Origin of the sequence: Actinoallomurus liliacearum, assembly GCF_039542035.1 — a bacterium.
In the GTDB taxonomy this organism is placed as follows: domain Bacteria; phylum Actinomycetota; class Actinomycetes; order Streptosporangiales; family Streptosporangiaceae; genus Actinoallomurus; species Actinoallomurus liliacearum.
The window spans coordinates 168,469-188,918 of record NZ_BAABHJ010000012.1 but is presented as its reverse complement, the minus strand read 5'-3'; the positions used below and the strand labels follow the sequence as shown (position 1 = coordinate 188,918).

The 20,450-nt window shown below is 70.7% G+C and carries 14 protein-coding genes and 1 pseudogene; 9 read left to right on the top strand and 6 right to left on the bottom strand.

All coding sequences use genetic code 11. The features are described 5' to 3' along the window. Window positions 1-3 precede the first annotated feature (3 nt). The gene (locus ABD978_RS21420) at window positions 4-1,932 is read left to right on the top strand and encodes a Xaa-Pro dipeptidyl-peptidase (RefSeq protein ID WP_345357123.1); all 1,929 of its coding nucleotides are present in this window, start codon (window positions 4-6) and stop codon (window positions 1,930-1,932) included. Window positions 1,933-2,023: 91 nt separating this feature from the next. Here the strand turns inward: ABD978_RS21420 and ABD978_RS21415 are convergent, their stop codons facing one another. Continuing rightward, window positions 2,024-2,443 carry a PIN domain-containing protein gene (locus ABD978_RS21415; RefSeq protein WP_345357120.1) on the bottom strand — a complete coding sequence of 140 codons (420 nt, stop codon included), beginning with the start codon at window positions 2,441-2,443 and terminating at the stop codon, window positions 2,024-2,026. 78 nt (window positions 2,444-2,521) lie between these two features. Here ABD978_RS21415 and ABD978_RS21410 point away from each other — a divergent pair, with 78 nt between their 5' ends. Next, entirely contained in the window at window positions 2,522-3,244 is a 723-nt protein-coding gene (locus ABD978_RS21410; RefSeq protein WP_345357117.1) for an SDR family oxidoreductase, read from the top strand. 3 nt (window positions 3,245-3,247) lie between these two features. Here ABD978_RS21410 and ABD978_RS21405 read toward each other — a convergent pair whose 3' ends face one another. Then, window positions 3,248-4,090, bottom strand: a complete 843-nt coding sequence (locus ABD978_RS21405; protein ID WP_345357114.1) for an NUDIX domain-containing protein — start codon at window positions 4,088-4,090, stop codon at window positions 3,248-3,250. A gap of 185 nt (window positions 4,091-4,275) precedes the next feature. Here ABD978_RS21405 and ABD978_RS21400 point away from each other — a divergent pair, with 185 nt between their 5' ends. The 3 genes from ABD978_RS21400 (at window position 4,276) to ABD978_RS21390 (ending at window position 8,644) form a co-directional block, all read left to right on the top strand. Then, window positions 4,276-6,267, top strand: a complete 1,992-nt coding sequence (locus ABD978_RS21400; RefSeq protein ID WP_345357111.1) for a glycosyl hydrolase family 18 protein — start codon at window positions 4,276-4,278, stop codon at window positions 6,265-6,267. A gap of 138 nt (window positions 6,268-6,405) precedes the next feature. Next, entirely contained in the window at window positions 6,406-8,118 is a 1,713-nt protein-coding gene (gene sppA, locus ABD978_RS21395) for a signal peptide peptidase SppA (protein WP_345357108.1), read from the top strand. 40 nt (window positions 8,119-8,158) lie between these two features. Continuing rightward, window positions 8,159-8,644 (top strand): flavin reductase family protein, encoded by a 486-nt coding sequence (locus ABD978_RS21390; RefSeq protein ID WP_345357514.1) that lies wholly within the window; start codon window positions 8,159-8,161, stop codon window positions 8,642-8,644. A 76-nt stretch (window positions 8,645-8,720) separates the two neighbouring features. Here ABD978_RS21390 and ABD978_RS21385 read toward each other — a convergent pair whose 3' ends face one another. Continuing rightward, on the bottom strand, window positions 8,721-9,326 hold the full coding sequence (locus tag ABD978_RS21385; RefSeq protein ID WP_345357105.1) for a DUF6082 family protein: 606 nt from the start codon (window positions 9,324-9,326) through the stop codon (window positions 8,721-8,723). 478 nt (window positions 9,327-9,804) lie between these two features. Then, complete coding sequence (locus ABD978_RS21380) at window positions 9,805-11,082, bottom strand: RNA-guided endonuclease InsQ/TnpB family protein (protein ID WP_345357102.1); 1,278 nt, start codon at window positions 11,080-11,082, stop codon at window positions 9,805-9,807. Window positions 11,083-12,102: 1,020 nt separating this feature from the next. On the opposite strand from ABD978_RS21380, the gene lanKC reads away from it, so the two are divergent. The 4 genes and pseudogenes from lanKC to ABD978_RS21360 all read left to right on the top strand — a co-directional run. Further along, complete coding sequence (lanKC, locus tag ABD978_RS21375) at window positions 12,103-14,664, top strand: class III lanthionine synthetase LanKC (protein ID WP_345357099.1); 2,562 nt, start codon at window positions 12,103-12,105, stop codon at window positions 14,662-14,664. Between the two features lie 6 nt (window positions 14,665-14,670). Continuing rightward, window positions 14,671-14,784, top strand: a complete 114-nt coding sequence (locus tag ABD978_RS21370) for a SapB/AmfS family lanthipeptide (protein ID WP_345357096.1) — start codon at window positions 14,671-14,673, stop codon at window positions 14,782-14,784. Window positions 14,785-14,839: 55 nt separating this feature from the next. Further along, complete coding sequence (locus ABD978_RS21365; protein ID WP_345357092.1) at window positions 14,840-16,543, top strand: ATP-binding cassette domain-containing protein; 1,704 nt, start codon at window positions 14,840-14,842, stop codon at window positions 16,541-16,543. Continuing rightward, window positions 16,543-18,012: pseudogene (locus ABD978_RS21360) on the top strand (ATP-binding cassette domain-containing protein); the annotation flags it as partial. The gene ABD978_RS21365 and the pseudogene ABD978_RS21360, both read left to right, overlap by 1 nt. 318 nt (window positions 18,013-18,330) lie before the next feature. On the opposite strand, the gene ABD978_RS21355 reads toward ABD978_RS21360, so the two are convergent. Together ABD978_RS21355 and hutI are read right to left on the bottom strand one after the other, a co-directional pair. Next, window positions 18,331-18,936, bottom strand: a complete 606-nt coding sequence (locus ABD978_RS21355; RefSeq protein ID WP_345357089.1) for a LuxR C-terminal-related transcriptional regulator — start codon at window positions 18,934-18,936, stop codon at window positions 18,331-18,333. Between the two features lie 307 nt (window positions 18,937-19,243). Then, window positions 19,244-20,386: an imidazolonepropionase gene (hutI, locus tag ABD978_RS21350; protein WP_345357086.1), complete on the bottom strand. Its 1,143-nt coding sequence runs from the start codon at window positions 20,384-20,386 to the stop codon at window positions 19,244-19,246. Between the last annotated feature and the right edge of the window lie 64 nt (window positions 20,387-20,450).

The window sequence follows — 20,450 nt, the reverse complement described above, 5'->3', positions numbered from 1 at the left end:
CGCGTGCGGATCTCAGCACGGCGAGGAGTTCTCGCCTCAATCGCAGTCGCGGCCGCCCTCACGGCGACCGGGGCGCCCGCCGCCCACGCGGCGAAGAAGCCGACGATCAAGGTGGCGGGCGGGGTCACCCAGCCCGTCTTCTCGTACCAGAACGCCATCCGGGAGTTCGTCCGGGTGCAGTCGAGCGTCGACTCCGACGGTGACGGCAAGAAGGACCTCATCCGGGTCGACATCATCCGGCCGCGGGAGACCGACGCCGGGCTGAAGGTGCCGGCGATCATCGACGAGAGCCCGTACTACGACAACCTCGGCCGCGGCAACGAGTCCGAGCGCAAGACGTACGACGCGAACGGCAACCCGGTCAAGTTCCCGCTGTTCTACGACAACTACTTCGTGCCGCGCGGCTACGCGGTCCTGAACGTCGACATGGACGGCACCACGAAGTCCGACGGCTGTCCCACCTCCGGCGGCGCCTCCGACGTGCTCGGCGGCAAGGCCGTCATCGACTGGCTGGGGGGCCGGGCCAAGGCGTTCGACGCCCAGGGCAGGCCGGTCAAGGCCACCTGGTCCACCGGCCACTCCGGCATGATCGGCAAGTCGTACGACGGGACGCTCGCCAACGGCGTCGCGGCCACGGGCGTCAAGGGCCTGGACACCATCGTGCCGATCTCCGCGATCAGCTCCTGGTACGACTACAGCCGCATGAACGGCGTGATCTGGTTCAAGGGCGAGGAGGACGGCCTCGCGCAGGTCGTCGACACCGACCCGCCCGCCAAGTGCGCCGCCGTCCAGCAGCGGCTCGCCCAGGGCCAGGACGACGCCACCGGGAACTACAACGCCTTCTGGAACGAGCGGAACTACCGCACCGGGCCGATCGCCGACGCGAGCAAGGTGCACGCCAGCGTGTTCGCGATCCACGGGCTGAACGACCTGAACGTCAAGCCCAGCCAGTTCTCCATCTGGTGGGCGGCGCTGGCGAAGCGCGGAGTGCCGCGCAAGGTGTGGCTGTCGCAGTACGGACACGTCGACCCGTTCGACTTCCGCCGCGACGTCTGGGTGGACACCCTCCACCAGTGGTTCGACCACTGGCTGTGGAAGCTGCCGAACGACATCATGAAGCAGCCGCGCGCCGACGTCGAGGTCGGGCCCGACCAGTGGGCCGCCCAGTCCGACTGGCCCGCGCCGCACACCCGGCAGCTCGGCCTGCGCCCCCAGGCGGACGGCACCCTCGGCCTCAAGACCGGGTCCGGGACGGGGACGTACAGCGACACGAAGCAGGCCGAGGCCGACACCGTGGCCGACCCGACCACCGCGAAGCCCTACCGGCTGGCCTACACGACCCCGCCGCTGAAGACCGACGTACGCCTGTCCGGCACGCCGCGGGTCAGCCTGAAGATCAAGCTCGACAGGCCGACGGCGAACCTCGGCGCGCTGCTCGTCGACTACGGCACCGACACCCGGGTGAACTACCTGGGCGCCGGATCGGGCGTCAAGACGCTGACCACCGAGGACTGCCACGGTGAGAGCACGGCCGGCGACGACGCCTGCTACCGGAAGGTGGTCACGGACACGGTGACGTCCGACGTCAACGTGGTGACCCGCGGCTACCTCGACGCGCAGAACCGCACGTCCCTCAGCCACCCGTCGCCGCTCACGCCGGGCACGACCTACACGGTCCGCTGGAACACCCTGCCGCAGGACTACCGCTTCAAGGCCGGGCACCGCCTCGCCCTCGTCCTCATCGGCACCGACGCCGACACCCAGGACGACGACGCCACCGGCGCCGCCGTGACGGTCGACCTGGCCGGCAGCGAGATCACCCTCCCCGTGATCATCGGCGGCGCACCGTCGGCCTCGGCCTTCTCCACCGAGCAGAAGTGGCGCGGCCCGACCCACGTCGTACTGCCCAAGCAGCCCCACCAGTTCCACTGATCACCAAATGAGACGGGCCCCGGGACGACCGTCCCGGGGCCCGCTCGCGTCTCGCGGCCCTCAGCCGAGAACATCCTCGATGGAGTCCGGATCAGGGCAGGCGGCCCAGGAGCCAGCTGGGGCCGACGACCGAGGCGCCCGCCGCCTCGGCGCGGCGTCGCAACTCGCGGTCGGCGGTGACGACGGTGCGGTTCTCCCCCGCCTCGGGCGCGGCCAGCCGGGCGATCGTGTCGTCGCCGCTGCCCGGCGCCTCGACGACGCGTACGCCGGGCACGCTGGGCACGCCCCGGGCGGCGCCTTCCGTGACCAGGACGACCTCCGGATGGGCGGTGCCGGAGCCCGCTCCCGGCAGTCCCTCCACCGCGCCGAGGCGGGCGAGCCGGTCGCGCAGCCGCTCGGCCGCGCCGGCGCGGTCCCGCCACCAGCCATTGGGCGTGGCGCCCACGACATTCGCCCCGTCGACGATCAGAACCGGCCTTCGGGGCTCCTGGCCCGAGTGCTGCTCCGTCATAGCGCCACCATGCCCGACCGCCCGGGGTCCAAGCGGCAGGGTTGACTTAGAGCGCGCTCTAAAAGTTTTGATCATCGCATGACATCGAAACTGGCCCTGGTGACCGGGGCGAACAAGGGCATCGGCTTTGAGATCGCTCGCGGGCTGGCGCGACACGACTGCGCGGTACTGGTGGCCGCCCGTGATCGGACACGAGGCGAGCAGGCCGTCGCCGCGCTGAACGACGACGGTGGTGAGTTCCACTCCGTGCGCCTCGACGTGACGGACGAGTCGTCGATCGCCGAGGCGGCGCGCTGGATCGAGGAGCGCTTCGGCCGGCTCGACATCCTGGTGAACAACGCCGGGATCACCGACAGCCCCGTGCCCGTGCCGCCGAGCGAGACGGACGTGTCGGCGATGCGGACCGTCTATGAGACGAACGTGTTCGGGGTCGTGGCCGTGACGCACGCGTTGCTGCCGCTGCTGAGGCGTTCCCCGGCGGGGCGGATCGTCAATGTGTCCAGCCGGCTGGCGTCGATCGGCTCCCACGCGGCTCCGGACTCGACGGTGCCGTCCTACCTCGCGTACGCGTCGTCGAAGTCGGCGCTCAACGCGGTGACGGTGCAGTACGGCAAGGAGCTGCGGGACACCGCGATCAAGGTCAACGCCTGCGAACCCGGATACACCGCCACCGACCTCAACGGCCACCGGGGCGTACGCACGCCCGAACAGAGCGCCAAGGTCGCCATCGACCTGGCGCTGCTGGGCGACGACGGGCCCACCTGCGGCTACTTCGACGAGAACGGCCCGCTTCCCTGGTAACGCTCAACGGAGCAGGCCGAGGAGCCAGCGGGGGTCGGCGACCGTCGCGCCCGCCTCCTCGGCACGGCGGCGCAGCACCGGATCGTCGGTGACGACGACCCGGTGCTCGTCCGGAGCCCGCGGCGCGACGAGCCGGGTGAGATCCCGCGCACCGTCCCGGAGGACGAGGATTCGTACGCCGTTCCCGGCCACGCGTTCAGTGCCTTCGCCGGTACCGTCCACCTCCCCCGCGGGCAGGGCGGCGTCCGCGGAGGCGATGACCACCTCGGGATAGGACAGGTCGGCGACGGTGCCGGGGAGGTTCTCGATCGGGCCGAGGGCGGCCAGCCGATCGCGCCACCGAGCGGGGCCGTCCGCGCCGTCGAGCGCCGCGGCGTGGACGACGAGGACCGGCCGGACCAGCGCGGCGCGGAGCCGGGACCAGCCGTCGGCGAACGCCGGGAACAGCCTCTTGCGCGGCACCTGATCGACGTGGACCCAGGCGACGTCGGCGGTCTCGAACGACGCCCGGCGGACGTCGGGCCGCTCGGCGACGGATGCGATCACCGTTTCGTACGACCAGCCGCCGTGGTGCTCGCCGATCAGGCCGTGCACCCGGACGACGGACGGGTCGAGCGTGCTCTCCTCCCCCGCCTCGCGCAGCGCGCCGGCGATCGCGTCCTCGTGGCTGTGCCGCGCGCCGCCGAGGATCCCCCAGGTGCCGCCGCCGATGGACAGCCGGGCGCGCTTCTGCAGGAGCACGTGGGGCTCGGGAGCCAGGTGGTACAGGAGCAGACCGGCCGCGCCGTGGCGCCCCCAGTGCCGATGACCGGCGTCGCAATTCACCCAGCCGTCCCCGTCGCCCATACCAGTGAGGGTAACGGGCAGGTCGGGACGGCTACCGGCGAAAACCGCCCTTACCACCCGGCTGACCACTGGTTTTTCGGGCATTGACGGCGTCTCTCCACCGGGTTAGCTTCCGAGCACTGAAAAGAAAGTTTCTTTTCAGTGAGTACGGCGCCGTGCTCCTCCCGCCACACCGAGGAGCCATCTTGAGACGGAACATCCTCCGGCTCGTCGTCGCGTTCGCGGCGGCGGCCCTCCTCACCCTGCCCCATTCGACCCCGTCCGCCCACGCGGCCACCGCCCCGACCGCCACGTTCACCAAGGACTCCGGCTGGGGCAGCGGCTACCAGGGCAAGTACACGATCACCAACGGCGGTTCCACGACCCTCAACGGCTGGAAGGTCGAGTTCGACGTGCCCGCCGGCGGCTCGGTCGGCGCGTACTGGGACGCCCTGATGACCCAGAGCGGCACCCACTACACCTTCACCAACCGGGAGTACAACGGCACGCTCGCGCCCGGCGCGTCGGCGAGCTTCGGCTGGACCGGCGCGCCCGAGTCGGCCACGCCGCTGAACTGCAAGCTCAACGGGCAGCCGTGCGACGGCAGCGGAGGAGGCGGTGGCGGTGACACGTCGCCGCCGACGGTGCCCACCGGCCTGCGCGTGACCGGTACGACGTCCAGTTCGATCAGCCTCTCCTGGACGGCGTCCACCGACAACGTCGGCGTCACGGGCTACCGGGTCTACGAGGGGTCCACGGTGGTCGCCACCACGACCTCGACCAGCGCCACGATCGGTGGGCTGGCCGCGAGCAGCAGCCACACCTACTCCGTCACCGCCCGGGACGCGGCCGGGAACGAGTCCGCCAAGAGCGCCACCGTGTCCGGCACGACGCAGTCCGGCGGCGGGGGCGGTGGCGGGACCTACCAGAAGGTCGGCTACTACCCCCAGTGGGGCATCTACGGCCGCAACTTCTGGATGAAGAACCTCGACACCGACGGCGCGGCCGGCAAGCTCACCGTGCTGAACTACGCGTTCGAGAACCTCGACCCGACCAACCTGACCTGCGCCGAGACGACCAAGGGCACGACGTCCAACCCGGAGGACCCCGACCAGGGCACCGGGGCCGGTGACGCGTACGCCGACTACGGCGCCTCGGTATCGGCGGCCAACAGCGTCGACGGCGTCGGCGACACGTGGGACCAGAAACTCAAGGGCAACTTCAACCAGATCAAGAAGTTGAAGGCGAAGTACCCGAACCTGAAGGTGCTCGTGTCGATCGGCGGATGGACGTACTCGAAGTTCTTCTCCGACGCCGCCAAGACCGACGCCGGGCGCAAGAAGCTCGTCAGCTCCTGCCTCGACATGTTCATCAAGGGCAACCTGCCCGTGTCGTCCGACGGGACCGGCGGGTCGGGCACCGGCGCGGGCGTGTTCGACGGCATCGACGTCGACTGGGAGTGGCCGGGCAGCCCGGACGGCCACCCCGGCAACCACTACGACCCCGCCGACAAGGCGAACCTCACCGCGCTGCTGGCGGAGTTCCGCAGCCAGCTGAACGCCCTCGGCAGCGGATACCTGCTGACCGCCTTCACCCCGGCCGACCCGGTCAAGATCAACGCGGGCTGGGACCTGTCCAAGATCTTCAATTCCCTGGACTTCGCCAACGTGCAGGGGTACGACTTCCACGGCTCGGGCAGCGACAACTCCTGGGAGCCGAACCGCACCGGCCACCAGGCGAACCTGTACGTCGACACGGACGATCCCTACTCCACCCACTTCAGCGTCGACTCGGCCGTGAAGGTCTACACCGACGCCGGGGTGAACACCCGGAAACTCACCATCGGGATCCCGTTCTACGGCCGGGGCTGGCAGCAGGTGGCCGACGGCGGCAAGAACGGTGAGTGGCAGGCGGCGAACGGCGCGGCGCCCGGCGACTTCCCCGAGGAGGCGGGCACGCGCGGATACAAGAACATCGCCACGAACGTTCCGGGCTGCACCGTCTACCACGACGAACAGGCCATCGCGACGTACTGCTACACGGGCGCGAACGGCCAGTGGTGGTCCTTCGACGACCCGTGGTCGATCGGCAAGAAGACCGACTACATCAAGTCCAAGAACCTGCTCGGCGCGATGATCTGGGAGATGTCCGGTGACACCGGCCCCCTGATGACCGCCCTCGACAGCGGCCTGCACTGAGCCGTACGGGGCCGGCGTTCCGTCCATGAGCGCCGGCCCACACGGGGCGGTCCAGGGCCGCCGGGTGACTCGAATACCCTGCGGCCTGATCACCAGGCCTCGCCCCGGTACGTGCGCGTGCCGCATAGGGTTGGGCTCATGGTGGATGCCGGAGCAGTGGTCGACCTGCTGAAAGACGCGCGGGAGCGGCGCACCGCCCCGCTGATTCTCGAGTTGGACCTGACCGACGGGATCGTCGAAGGGCCGCCCGCCGACCCGGTGTCCGCGCTGGTCTCGATGCGCCGGGCGCACCTGCGGGACGTCCTGGCCGGGCTGCGGAAGGGCGGTTCCGACCCTCGCGTCAAGGCGCTCATCGTACGGATCGGCGGCGGCCGGCTCGGCCTGGCCGTGGCCCAGGAGCTCCGGGCGGCCGTCCAGGCGTTCCGCGACGCGGGCAAGCTGACCGTGGCCTGGGCCGAGTCCTTCGGCGAGACCGGCCGCGGGACCGTCCCCTATTACCTGGCGACCGCGTTCGAGCGGATCTACCTGCAGCCGTCGGGGGATCTCGCGCTGACCGGCGTCGCGCTCGAAGAGCCCTTCTTCAACGAGGCGCTGGAGAAGGCCGGGATCACGCCGCGCTTCGCCAAGCGACACGAGTACAAGACGGCCGCCAACACCTTCATGGAGCGCACGTACACCCCCGAGCACCGGGAGATGTCCGACCGCATCGTCTCCTCCATCGGTGCGCAGGTGGTCGCGGGGGTGGCCGCCGGGCGCGGGCTACCGGAGGAGCGCGTCCGTGAGCTGATCGACCAGGCGCCGCTCCTGGGCCCCGAGGCCCTCGAGGCCGGGCTGGTCGACCGGCTGGCCTACCGCGACGAGATCTACGCCGAGGTCCGCGCCGCGGCCGGCGGCTTCCGCGGCGGCGAGGTCCGGCTGCGCTACGTCGCGCGGTACAACCGGGGTCAGGCCGTGACCAAGCGGATACCCCGCCCCCAGCAGGACGTCGTCGCGCTGATCCAGGGGCATGGGCCGATCCGGCTGGGCCGGAGCGGTCGCGGCCTCCTGCCGGGACAGGGCGCCTCGATCGGCTCGGACACCGTCGCGGCGGCGTTCCGCACGGCGGCCCGGGACGACAAGGTCAAGGCGATCGTGTTCCGGGTCGACAGCCCCGGCGGTTCGTACGTCGCGTCGGACACGATCTGGCGCGAGGTCGTGCTCGCCCGCAAGGCCGGCAAGCCCGTCATCGTGTCGATGGGCAACGTCGCCGCGTCGGGCGGCTACTTCGTGGCGGCGCCCGCCGACACCATCGTGGCGCAGCCGGGCACGCTGACCGGCTCGATCGGGGTCGTCATCGGCAAGCCGGTCATCGGTGACCTGCTCGACCGGCTCGGCATCGGGCTCGGCAGCGTGGAGCACGGCGCGCACGCCCGGATGTACGCGCCGACGCGTGACTTCACCGACGAGGAGTGGTCGCGGATCAACACCTTCCTCGACCGGGTGTACGACGACTTCGTCGGCAAGGTGGCCGAGGGCCGCGCGATGTCCCGCGAGCGCGTGCACGAGCTGGCCCGGGGGCGGGTGTGGACCGGCGCCGACGCCCACGAACGCGGCCTGGTCGACGAGCTCGGCGGACTGGCGTACGCCCTCGACCTGGCGAGGAAGAAGGCCGGGCTGGCCGCCGACGCGCCCGTGCGGGCCTACCCTCGCGTCTCGCCGCTCGATCGTCTTCGTCCGGCCGAGTCCAGCGACGACCGTACGGCCGCGAGCGCGCGCGTGGACGCGTGGGGCCCGCTCACCGGAGTCGCCACGCGTATCGGCCTGCCCTCCGGCGGCCCGCTGATGCTGCCGGGCGCCTGGGAGATCCGCTGATGGGGACCGGGCGCACGCCCGGACCCGGCACGGCGTGACCGTGGGCGAGGTCACGCCGGCCGACTTCACCGAGGCGCTGGCGACGTTCGCGACCGGCGTCGTGGTCGTGACCGTACGGGACGGACGTGACGACATCGGCACGACCCTGACCGCGTTCTCCTCCGTCTCCCTCGACCCGCCGATGGTCCTGATCGGCGTCGGCACCGGCTCGTACCTCGGCGAGGTCCTGCACCGGTGCGATCGCTGGGCCGTGACGGTGCTGTCCGCGGCCCAGCGGGCGATCGCCGGCCGGTTCGCGGCGGCGGGCCGGCCCAGCGCTCGGCTGCTGATCGCCGGAGAGCCGCACCATCGGGGCCCGAGTTCCGGCGCGCTGGTGATCGAGGGAGGCTCGGCCGCTCTGGAGTGCGAGACCCGGCAGCACGTCACGGCGGGTGACCATGTGCTCTTCATCGCCGAGGCCCTCGCGGTCGACTACGTCGACGCCGGACGGCCGCCCCTGATCCGCGTCAACCGCCGATACCGCTGACGATAACGATCACGGCCAGCAGGGCGACGATCCCGAAGACCGCTCTGCCGCGTCCAGGGGACACGGCGCGATCCGATCAGCGAGTCTTACGCTTGAACGCCAGGACGAGTGACACGATAGGCGCCCCAAAGGCCACCAGACCAACAGTGGTGTTCCTTCGGATTTTTCGCCTTCTGGCCTCGGCTATTTGGGTAGCCGAAGGAACGGAAGCCTTACCCTGAGTAACCGCCTTACGGTATTCCTGCTCCACGATGGCGTAAAATCGCATCTGCTTCCGCGTCTCCGCACCCTTGGTCACGATCTCTCCGGCATGCTCCCAGTATTCGCGTGACGCAGCGTTTGGGAACATCTCCTTCGAGAAGGTCTCCCGTAGACGCGACTCCGTCATCTCACCGAGCTCCCACTGCAACATAAGGAACCAGAACACTATATTTATGAACTGAACTTCTTGCAGTCGCTCTTTGGAGGTCGCAGCGCCAGAAGCGGTCCACGTACGTCCGTAGATCGGGTCACTCAAAGCAATCTGCATCAATCCCAAGTGCATCGATCGCAGATTTTGCATCCGGTTCGCCTTGACCTCTTTCACCTGAAGCACGACCGATATCACTACCCCCAGCAGCGTAAAAATGGTCAGCAGGGAGATCGCGCCTTCATAGGCTTGCCCTATGTTGGCCAACTGCAACCAATTGGCATGATATGTGGCTCCCGCCCGATCCAGCGCCAATGGCGACAACGCGACACACGTCAACGCCAAGAAGAATCCCGTTATTGTGGCCGTAATGACCATAATAGGGCTCTTAATATCAGACTCCCTCGTAAACGATCGCCGATCCCTTGTTCGGACCTAGGTTTGACCAGGATCAGGGTCTATTGGACACTATCTGACGACCTGGTCAGTGTCGGTGCTGTTTGACACATTTACGCAGGGGGCGCTCTGCACCTGTAACGACGAAACGCCTGGCGACGGGCACCCGCAAGATGATCGGCCCATCGACCGTCCCTACCGCTCGACTAAGTCGACGCAACGCCCCCGGGGTCCGTGTCAACCGCCGATACCGCTGACGAGAACGGTCACAGTCTGCAGGGCGACGACCCCGAAGATCGCCCGAGCCGTCTACCGCACGCATAGGCCGCGCATCGCCTCGCGAGCTGATTCCCTGTCAGCTTCTCGGCCGTGAACGTTCGAGCTTGGGGCTCGGGTGTTCACGCCTTGTCGCGCTCCCCGTCGCGGCTGGGTGTCGTGCCAGGGTCGCATCTCCCTTCCCCCTAGTGTCGGGGTCAGGGACGGGCATGCTGACGAATGCCCACGCCACCCGCGCCCGTTTCCGGATGTTGGTGGCGGCGATGACGTCGGCGGGGCCAGCGAACCCGCACCGGCGACAACGAAAGGTGTTCCGGTCGGGCCGGTTGGCCCGCTCGGTGCGCCCGCACCATGGCACGGGACACCGCTGGGAGGTGTAGGCCGGGTCCACCTCTAAGAACGGCACCCCGGCCCGCTGGGCCTTGTACTGGATGAAGGTGCCGAGCTGGTGGAACGGCCAAGAAGAGAGTGTGGCCCGCTGGTGCCGCCTGAGCCGTACCCGATCGCGTATCCCGCTCAGTTCCTCCAGCGCGATACCGCGTCCGGTGCGTCGGGCATCGGCCACGATCGTCTTACTGATCTTGTGGTTCTCATTGGCGGCGTGCCGCGCCTCCCGCTGTGCGCGGCGGGCCAGACGGCGAGCGGCCGACCGGCTGCCCGCGCTCTTTTTGGCCTGCAGTTCGGTACGCAGCCGGGCCTGGCGCCGGCGGTACCGCGCAAGGCCCTTGCCCTGGTGGTTGTCGCCGTCGGAGGTGGTGGCCAGGTTCACGATCCCCCGATCCACCCCGATCCAATCGACAGGCTCGAATCGTGGGGCCGCTTCGACCTCACAGGTGGCGATCAGAAAGAACATCCCATCGCGGTGCACCAGATCGGTCTCGCCCTTGCGGTGGGCCGCCAGGAACTTGAGCTGCCCGGGCTCACCGGTGAAGGCGATGCCGCGAAGACGACCCTGGACGGTCCAGATCGAGATGGTGCGGGCGTCCATCTGCCAGGACAGGCATCGGTCATCGAACGGCTGGGCAGCGTCGCCTCGTACGGTGATGGGCTTGGAGACGGCCTTGCGGCGCCGACGTGAGTGCTCACCGCCCAGCAGACCCGCCTCGATCTGAGCATGCAGCGTGGTGTAGGCGTCGGCGACCTTACGGATCACATGTAACGCGGGCTGCGCCGACAACCCCCGCGCCTTCAAATCCGCGTACACCAGCTTTTGCAGCTTCTGCCGGCCGAACACGCACTGGGCGAACGCGACCGCCGACACCTCATTCGCCGTGGTGTTACACAGGGACAGGGTCGCCGCCAGCGCCGCCGCCTGCTCAGGCGTCGACAGCAGCTTCACCTGCACCGCCAGTTTCACGCCATGTGACTTTACCAATACGATCGGTTGATGTCACCGTGATGGACATCAGACCCGGACGTTCGCCGAGGGCCGCAGTGTTGTCCACGACAGCGGCCGTCACTCAGATGACCGGCGGGACCCCGCCGGCCGTCTGATCGTCGCCGCCGCCTCGCCTGATGGCGATCGCAAGACGCGCGAACGAACGCCGGCAAGGCTCAGTCGCCGGACGGCCCCGAAGTGTCGGCCCCGTGTGCGTCAGCTGCGCTCGCATCCGGACCCGAGCGCAGGACCTTCGCGACGGCGGCCTCGACACAGGCGCCCGATGCGCTGCGCGTGCTTTTGCGCCAAGGTGTTGCCAGGGCGAGTGAGCCTGGATCGGCAGCCATGTGCCTTCTCCTCACCGGATAGCCGGTCGAACAGCCCAGCTGACCGGCATGCTTGATACGCATAGTCATTACCGTCGGACACCGTGTAACGGATACCCGAAGGTGACACTGATCTAACCTGACCGGCGCGGCCTCTCGCAGAAGATCATCGCGTTTTATCCGACGCAATACAGATCCATTGCTCGGCCGGCCGACACCCGGTCCGTCGTCGCCCCATCCTGCCATCAGTCGCCGTCGTGCGCATTGCCGTCAGGTCCCTTCGTCCCGGCCGGACCGGGCCGGAACGGGCCCCTTCCCCCGGCCCGCGTCGCGCCCGCCCCACAGGCAGGGCGGCGAACCGAGCGGTGAGACGGGGCGCGGGGCCGGCGGTGCCCGGGGAGCACCACCGAACGCGTCCCAGAACGAAGGTCGCGAGAATCGCCCACATCGTTCGATACCGTCTGGTAGCCATTCCCGAAAAGGCAGCCATCTGGGCAGATGCCCTGTCCGCCTGCTTGTTCCCTTTCACGGTCACATGCCGCCATAGGACATGTTCACGAGTCATTCGTGACACTTGTCCCTAGGCGACGCATAGCGCGCCCTGCCATTCTCTCTTCTCGTAACACCCGGAACTCACCAGACCAGCCCACTCCTCCGAGCAGAGGACACAGCGGTGGAAAAGCAGTACGAGGTGTATTGCCAGAAAGACCGGCTCTTCTATGACGTCATGGACGGTCAGGAGAGCCCGGCTTTCGCCATCGCCGACGAGCCTCTCCCCGAGGGATGGCAGCGGATTCGCCGTAGCGAATGGCTGGTCTACGTCCCGCCGGCCCAGGAGATCCCCCGCCAGGGCTGGAAGATCCACGTGTCGGCGTGTCACGAGAACGCCGAAGACGTGCTCGTCCGAGTCCGGGACTACTGCGTTCCCAGGACGGTTTCGTTCAAGCACCTACGCAGTTCCGACGTCCTTCTGATGCGCAACGCGAAATACGCGGGACGCGGGGGGAGCGGGAAACTCATCACCATTTACCCGCGGAATGACGCCGAGCTCGAGCGGATCCTGCACGACCTCGGCGAACTCCTCGCCGGCGAGCCCGGTCCGTACATCCTCACCGACCTGCGGATCGGGGACGGCCCGCTCTACGTGCGCTACGGTGGCTTCGCCGAGCGCCACTGCAAGGACGAGGACGGACGGCTCGTCTCGGCCATCGAGGACGGCGAGGGACGGCTCGTACCCGACCGCCGGGACCCGGTCTTCCGGGTGCCGGACTGGGTTACCGTGCCGGACTGCCTGCGCCCTCACCTGGACGCCCGCAACGCGGTGACGATGGCGGGCCTGCCGTACCAGGTGACCGAGGCGCTCCACTTCTCCAACGGCGGCGGCGTCTACGCCGCCGAGGACACCCGGACCGGCGAACGCGTCGTGCTCAAGGAGGGCCGGCCGTACGCCGGACTGGCGGCCGACGGCGCCGACGCGGTGACCCGGCTCCGCCGCGAGCGCGACATGATGCGGCGCCTCGCCGGCATCGACGGCGTGCCCGCGGTGCACGACTACTTCACCCTCGGCCACCATGAGTTCCTCGTTCAGGAGTTCGTCGAGGGACGGCCGCTCAACACCTTCTTCGCCGAGCGGCATCCGCTGCTCGACCCCGAACCCGATCCGGGCCGGGTCGCCGAGTACACCGCGTGGGCGCTGCAGGTCTACGAGAGCACCGAACGCGTCGTCGAGGCCGTGCACTCCCGCGGGATCGTCTTCAACGACCTGCACATGTTCAACATCATGGTGCGCCCGGACGACACCGTCGCGCTGATCGACTTCGAGACGGCGGCGCCGGCCGCCGACGAGGGCCGGCAGATCCTCGCCAACCCGGGATTCCTCGCCCCGCCGGACCGTCGGGGCGTCGCCGTCGACCGATACTGCCTCGCGTGCCTCAAGCTCGCGCTGTTCGCGCCGCTGACCACGATCTTCCAGCTCGACCGTACGAAGGCAGCCCACCTCGCCGAGGTGATCGCCGAGCGGTTCCCGCTGCCGGACGGCTACCTCGAGTCGGCCGTGGCGGAGATCTCCCGTGACGTCGCCACGGAAAGCCGGATCGTCGGGTCCATCCCCTCGATCCAGCCCGATCCGGGCGGTTGGGAAGAGGCGCGCTCGGCGCTGAGCAGGGCGATCCTGGCCAGTGCCACGCCGGACCGCGACGACCGGCTGTTCCCCGGCGACATCCAGCAGTTCGGCGGCACCGCCCTCGGCCTGGCGTACGGCGCGGCGGGCGTCCTTTACGCCCTGGACGTCACCGGATGCGCGGTCGAGCACGATGGCTGGCTGATCGAGCACGCCACGAACCCCCCACCCGGCAGCGGTCTCGGTCTGTACGACGGGCTGTACGGCGCCGCCTTCACGCTGGCCCACCTCGGGCACCTCGACGCCGCGGGCAAGGTCGTCGACATCTGCCTCAGCGAGCGGTGGGATCGTCTCGGCACCGACCTGTACGGCGGACTGCCGGGCATCGCGCTCACGCTGGAGCGGCTCGCCGGGCCGCTGGAGGCGCCGGCCCTCCGGGACGCGGCGGCGCGGGCCGCACAGTCGGTCGCCGACCAGGTCGTGGCGGCGACCGAGGCGCCCGCCCGACCCGGGCTGCTGCGCGGGATGTCCGGCCCCGCGCTGATGTTCGTCCGGTTCTACGAGCGCACCGGCGACCCGAACCTTCTCGACCTGGCCGCTGCGGCCATCCGGCTGGACCTCCAGCGATGCGTGACCGACAAGAACGGCGCGCTGCACGTCGACGAGGGCTCACGGATCCTGCCGTACCTCGGCCGGGGCAGCGTGGGGATCGGTCTCGTGATCGACGACTATCTCGCCCACCGGGAGGACGAGCGGTTCCGGGAGGCCCGCGAGGCGATCCGGGTCGCCGCCCGCTCGGTCTACTACGCCCAGTCCGGCCTGTTCAGCGGGCGCGCGGGAATGCTCCTCCACCTCGCCCGGCAGGGCGATCCGCGGGCGGCGGCGCACATCCGCGACCTGGCCTGGCACGCCGTCTCGTACGAGGGCGGCCTGGCCTTCATCGGCGAGAACCTGCTCCGGCTCTCGATGGACCTGGGCACCGGGACCGCCGGCGTCCTGCTCGCGCTCGGCGCGGCACTGCACGACCGGCCGGTCCACCTGCCGTTCCTGGCGGCACCAGAGCAACCCGCGAGAACCCTCGCGGGTGTCGGAGACACGAACACGGCGAGGAGGTGAAACACGATGACGCTTCTCGACATGCAGGGCATGGAGTCCACCCCGGGTGGTGGCGGCGAGACGAACAGCAGCCTGAGCCTGCTGTGCCACAGCTCGCACAGCATCACTGTCTGCCTCTGATGAAGGACATCTGGTCCCGGGAACCATGGCCCGGACCATGAAGGCAGGGAGACCGATGACGGCGAGTGGGCTCGTGATTCGGGCGATCCGCGACGGCGGCGTCTGGGCGAGCCTGCTCGCCGTCACCTCTTTGGTACGGGCGGGAGCGGAGACGCTCCTGCCGGCCGTCCTCGGCCGCGCCGTGGACGGCGTTCTGCATGACGGCGGGACGTCCACCTGGCCGCTCGCCTACGCCGCCCTGGTGGCCGCCGCCATGACCGGCGACGTCCTCACCGAACTCGCGGTCGGGACCAGCGCGGCCGCCGCCACCGCCCGGATGCGGCACCGCTTCGTACGCCGCCTGCTGGCCCTCGGCCCGTCGGCGTCCGGTCTCGCGGCGGGCGACGTGACCAGCCGGGCCGTCACGGCCACCACGGACACGGGCCTCGCCCCGTCCGCCGTCGTCCTCGCGGTCACCGCCGTCCTGCCGCCGGTCGGCGGGATGATCGCCCTCTTGGTGCTCGACCCCTGGCTGGCGCTGACGTTCGCGCTGGGCCTCCCGGTCATCGTCGTGGTGCTGAACGCCTTCGTCCGGGACACCTCCGCCATCGTCGGCCGCTATCTGGCCGTCCAGGGCGTCATCGCCGCGCGACTCGTCGAGGCGCTGGCCGGCAACCGGACGGTCGCGGCCGCCGGCACCGCCGATCGCGAGACCGCCCGGATCCTTGCGCCCCTTCCCGAGCTCGCCGCGCACGGGCACCGGACCTGGCGCGTGCAGGCCGCGACCGCGGGCCGGGGCACCCTCGCGCTTCCGCTGCTGCAGATCGCGGTCCTGGCCGTCGCGGGCTACGAACTGGCCGCCGGGCGGCTGACCGCGGGCGGGCTGCTTGCCGCCACCCAGTACGCCGGGCTGGGCGCCGACATCGGCCCGGTGATCACACAGCTCGGTCGGCTGGCCCGCGTCCGCGCCGGGGCCGCCCGCCTCGCTCCGGTACTGGACCGGGAGCCGCCCGCCCACGGCACCGCATCGCCGCCGGAGGGGCCGGGACGCCTGGAGTTCCGCGGGGTGTCGGCCGCACCGGTCCTCGACGGCCTGGACCTCGCGGTTCCCGGTGGCCGGGCCGTCGCCGTCGTCGGCCGGTCTGGATCGGGCAAGTCGCTGCTGGCCGCGCTGGCCGGTCGCCTCGCCGAGCCGGACACGGGCGAGATCCTGCTCGACGGCGTCCCGCTGCGAGACCTGAGCCGTACGGCGCTCCGGCAGACGGTCGGATACGCATTCGCCCGGCCCGCCCTCTTCGGGGCCACCATCGCCCAGGCGATCACGGGCGACGTCGTGCGGGCGAACGGGTCGACGACGAGCGAGAAGGCCGCCCCGGCGGCCCACCCCGCACGGGCGACCGGTGGGGAGGCCGTCCTGGCGGCCCGTGCGGCGCAGGCGGACGGGTTCATCCGGCGCCTGCCCGCCGGCTACGAGACTCCCCCGGACGCCGCCCCGCTCTCCGGCGGTGAACTGCAGCGGCTGGGCCTGGCCCGGGCGTTCGCCCATCCCGGACGGGTGCTCATCCTCGACGACGCCACCTCCAGCCTCGACACCGCCACCGAGGTGCACATCGGCGACGTCCTCACGCGCGACCCGCGCACCCGGCTGATCATCGCGCACCGGGCGGCGACGGCGGCCAGAGCCGACCTGGTGGCCTGGCTCGACGGCGGGCGGATCCGCGCCTGCGCTCCGCACCGGGAGTTGTGGGCCGATCCGGAGTACCGGGAGGTGTTCCGCTGATGCCACGGCGGTGGAGACGTCTCGGCGGCACCCGGGTGCTGGTCGCCGCCGTACGCCGCCACCCTCGCGAGGCGGTGCTGCTCGCGGTGTGGTCGGCGGTCGAGGCCGCGCCCGTCCTGGTCTTCGGCCGGTCCGTCGCGGGGGCCACCGACGCGTTCCTGGCCCACCGCGTCGAGGCGGGACTGGTCTGGCTGGCCGCGCTGGCCGTGGCGGCGGCCGCGGGCGCGGTCGGCAGCGCCGCCGCGTATCGGCCGCTGGCCGGGATCGTCGAACCCTTCCGGGACGCGCTGGTCCGCCGGGTCGTCCGCGGCGCCGTCCACGAGGCCGTGCGTACGGGCCGCCCCGGCGACGCCGCCGTCGCCCGGCTCACCCAGCACGTCGAGATCGTCCGCGACACGTTCGCGGGCCTGCTCGTGGTCGTCCGGGGATTCGTGTTCACGCTCGTGAGCGCGCTGATCGGCCTGACGGCGCTGATGCCGGTGACGCTGCTCCTCGTGGTGCCGCCGGTCGCGGTGGGACTCGGCCTGTTCCTCGGCATGGTGTCGCGGGCGATGACCCGTCAGCGGGAGCTCATCCTCGCCGAGGAGCGGATCGCCGGATCCGCGACCGCGCTGGCCACCGGCCTCCGCGACATCGTCGCCTGCGGCGCGGAGGACGCCATGGCCGCCGACATCGGGCGGCTGATCGACGCTCAGGCTGCGGCGGCTCGGTCGGTGGCGCGGCTCGCCGCCGGCCGCACGATCGCGCTGGCCGTCGGCGGACGCCTGCCGCTCCTGGCGATCGTCGCCGCCGCGCCGTGGCTGCTGCGGCACGGCGCGACGCCCGGCGCGGTGCTCGGCGCGCTCACGTACGTCCTGCAGGGACTCGCCCCGGCGCTGCACACCGCCATCCGGGGGCTGGGCGGCAGCGGGCTGCGCCTCGCGGTGACCCTCGACCGCCTGGTCGAGACCGGCGAGGTCCCCGCCGTGCCGCGCCCCACCGGAGACGGCGGCGACCTGCGGCTGACCGGCGTGACCTTCGCGTACGGGCCGGACGCCGAGCCCGTGATCGACGACCTGTCCCTGTCGGTCCCCGACGGCGACCACCTGGCGGTCGTCGGCCCGAGCGGCATCGGCAAGTCGACGCTGGCCCTGCTCGTCGCCGGGCTGCTCAGGCCCGCGCGCGGCACCGTGCTCCTGGGCGGCACGCCCGCGTCGGACGTCACGCCGGAGGCCCGCACGCTCATCCCCCAGGAGGCGTACGTCTTCGGCGGCACGCTCCGCGACAACCTGTGTTACCTGCGCGGGGACACCGCACGGCCGGATGACGAGGAGCTCGCCGCCGCAGCGGCCGCGGTCGGCCTGGCGGCCCTGGTCGAACGCCTCGGCGGGTACGACGCCGAGGTCGACCCGGCCGCGCTGTCCGCCGGCGAACGCCAGCTCGTCGCGCTGACCCGCGCGTACTTGTCCCCGGCGCGGCTCGTCCTGCTGGACGAGGCCACCTGTCACCTCGACGCCGCGGCCGAGGAGCGCGCCGAAGCGGCCTTCGCCGCGCGGCCCGGCTCCCTGATCGTCATCGCGCACCGGATGACCTCGGCCCGGCGGGCCCGCCGGGTGCTCATGCTCGACGGCACGCGGGCCTGGCTCGGGCGCCACGAGGACCTGCTGACCCGCTGCGGGCCGTACCGGGACCTGCACGGGCACTGGGCCGCGAACGGCCTCGGCTCAGAGCCGGCCCGCGTCGTCGGCGATCTGAACGGCGTCGGCTCAGAGCCGGCCCGCGTCGTCGGCGATCTGAACGGCGTCGGCTCAGAGCCAGCCCGCGTCGTCGGCGATGCGGATGGCGTCGACCCGGTTGCGCGCCCCTATCTTCCCGATGACGCGCGACATGTGGTTCCGGACGGTGCGGACCGACAGGAACAGGTGGTTCGCGATCTCGGCGGATGACGCTCCCTGCGCGGCCAGCCGCAGGACGTCGAGCTCCCGGTCGGTGAGGGGGCTCTCGACGGTCTCGAGGGCCGCGAAGGCCAGCTCCGCGTCGATGACCCGCTCCCCCTGCGCGACCCGCCGGACGGCGTCGGCCAGGTCCTCCGGAGGGGTGTCGATGAGGAGATAGCCCATCACTCCGGCGGCCACCGCGCGGCGCAGGTCGCCCGGCCGACGGCGGTCGGCCATGATCAGGACGCTGCAGGAGGGCAACTCGTCGTGCAACGCGCGCGCGACCCCGAATCCGTCCCCGAGCGCCAGGCCGGTGCCGATCAGGGCCACGTCGGGGTTCGTCTCCAGGGCGGTGGGCAGTGCCTTGTCCGCGGACTCTAAGGCGGCGCCGACCAACATATCGGGCTGTGCGTTGAGCAGGGCGACGAGCCCGCCGCGGACCAGGTTCGTATTCTCTACGATGAGAACGCGTATCATTTCCGCCTCTTGGCATTTTTGATTTCACCGGGCCGTCGATTTCCCGGGCTCGCTGAAATCTTTCGTACGTCGACTCAGGCGACCATGCCGTCGGCGACTAGACGTGAGAGGCGGGCAGCAGGCAGTAGGTGGCCACGGATGAACATCAGGAGGCTCCCGAGGGGCTGGGGGCGATCCCCTCAAGAGTGGATGACGATGGGTTAACAGTCAATCCCGCATCGTGGCGTGGCCACCTCGGGCCGCGCGGCAACAGGTTACACAGCAAGATCAATTATTAAAATAATTGACGCTTACCATTTCTTGATTGTCAGACCGATAGTCCGGCCCGCCAAACCCGTGCGACCTGCGGCACGCCCGGACGGTAGGCCAGGTGGATATGCGAGGGGGCGTCGAGCAGCAGGACGTCGGCCCGCGCCCCGGGCCGCAGGTGCCCCACATCGGTCCGGCGCAGGGCCCGCGCACCCCCTTCGGTGGCCGCCCGTACCGCCTCCTCCGGGCTCATGCGCATCTCCCGTACCGCGAGGGCCACGCAGAACGCCATGCTGGAGGTGTAGCAGGAGCCCGGATTGCAATCGGTCGCCAGCGCGACCCGCGCGCCCGCGTCGATGAGCCGCCGGGCGTCGGGGTACGGCTGGCGGGTGGAGAACTCCACGCCGGGCAGCAGCGTCGCCACCGTCTCGGAGTCCGCGAGCGCGGCGACGTCGTCGTCCGACAGGAACGTGCAATGGTCGGCCGACGCGGCGTCGTACTCCACCGCGATCCGGACGCCCGGGCCGTGGCCGAGCTGGTTGGCGTGCAGGCGCGGCACCAGCCCGGCGGCCCGGCCCGCCGCCAGGATCTCCTCCGTCTGGTCGGCGTCGAAGGCCCCTCGTTCGCAGAACACGTCGATCCACCGGGCATGCGGCGCGCACGCCTTCAGCATCTCCCCGGTGACGAGCCGGACGTAGTCGCCGGCTTCCGTCCCGGCGGGAACGACGTGCGCGCCCAGGTAGGTGACCTCGTCGACCAGTTCGGCGGCGATGCGCACCGCGCGCTCCTCGTCGGCGACCGTCAGCCCGTACCCGGACTTGCACTCGATCGTGGTGGTGCCCTGCCGGGCCATCTCCGCCACCAGCCGCCGTACGTTGGCGCGCAGTTCGTCGTCGGAGGCGGCGCGGGTCTTCGCGACGGTCGTGCGGATGCCGCCGGCGGCGTACGGCCGCCCGCTCATCCGCGCCGCGAACTCCTCCGCGCGCTCCCCCGCGAAGACCAGGTGGGCGTGCGAGTCGACGAACCCGGGCAGCACCGCCCGGCCGCCCGCGTCGACCACCTCGTCCGCGTCGGGCGCGTCGGCCGCCGCCCCGACCCAGGCGACTCGATCACCGTCGATGACCAGCGCGGCGTCCTCGATCGTCCACCGCTCCGAATCGGCCCCGACCAGCTCACCGATGTTCGTGATCAGAATGCTCACGCCCGCCTCCCTCTCCCCGCCAGCATCGCACCCCCACCGCCTCTCCCCCGGACGCGGGAAGCGA

What these genes read in the sequence shown, in the direction of transcription:
- ABD978_RS21415 (WP_345357120.1), bottom strand. Translation starts at nt 2,443, where the DNA reads ATGACGGAGCAGCACTCGGGCCAGGAGCCCCGAAGGCCGGTTCTGATC.
- ABD978_RS21410 (WP_345357117.1), top strand. Translation starts at nt 2,522, where the DNA reads ATGACATCGAAACTGGCCCTGGTGACCGGGGCGAACAAGGGCATCGGC.
- ABD978_RS21405 (WP_345357114.1), bottom strand. Translation starts at nt 4,090, where the DNA reads ATGGGCGACGGGGACGGCTGGGTGAATTGCGACGCCGGTCATCGGCAC.
- sppA (WP_345357108.1), top strand. Translation starts at nt 6,406, where the DNA reads ATGGTGGATGCCGGAGCAGTGGTCGACCTGCTGAAAGACGCGCGGGAG.
- ABD978_RS21370 (WP_345357096.1), top strand. Translation starts at nt 14,671, where the DNA reads ATGACGCTTCTCGACATGCAGGGCATGGAGTCCACCCCGGGTGGTGGC.
- ABD978_RS21365 (WP_345357092.1), top strand. Translation starts at nt 14,840, where the DNA reads ATGACGGCGAGTGGGCTCGTGATTCGGGCGATCCGCGACGGCGGCGTC.
- ABD978_RS21355 (WP_345357089.1), bottom strand. Translation starts at nt 18,936, where the DNA reads ATGATACGCGTTCTCATCGTAGAGAATACGAACCTGGTCCGCGGCGGG.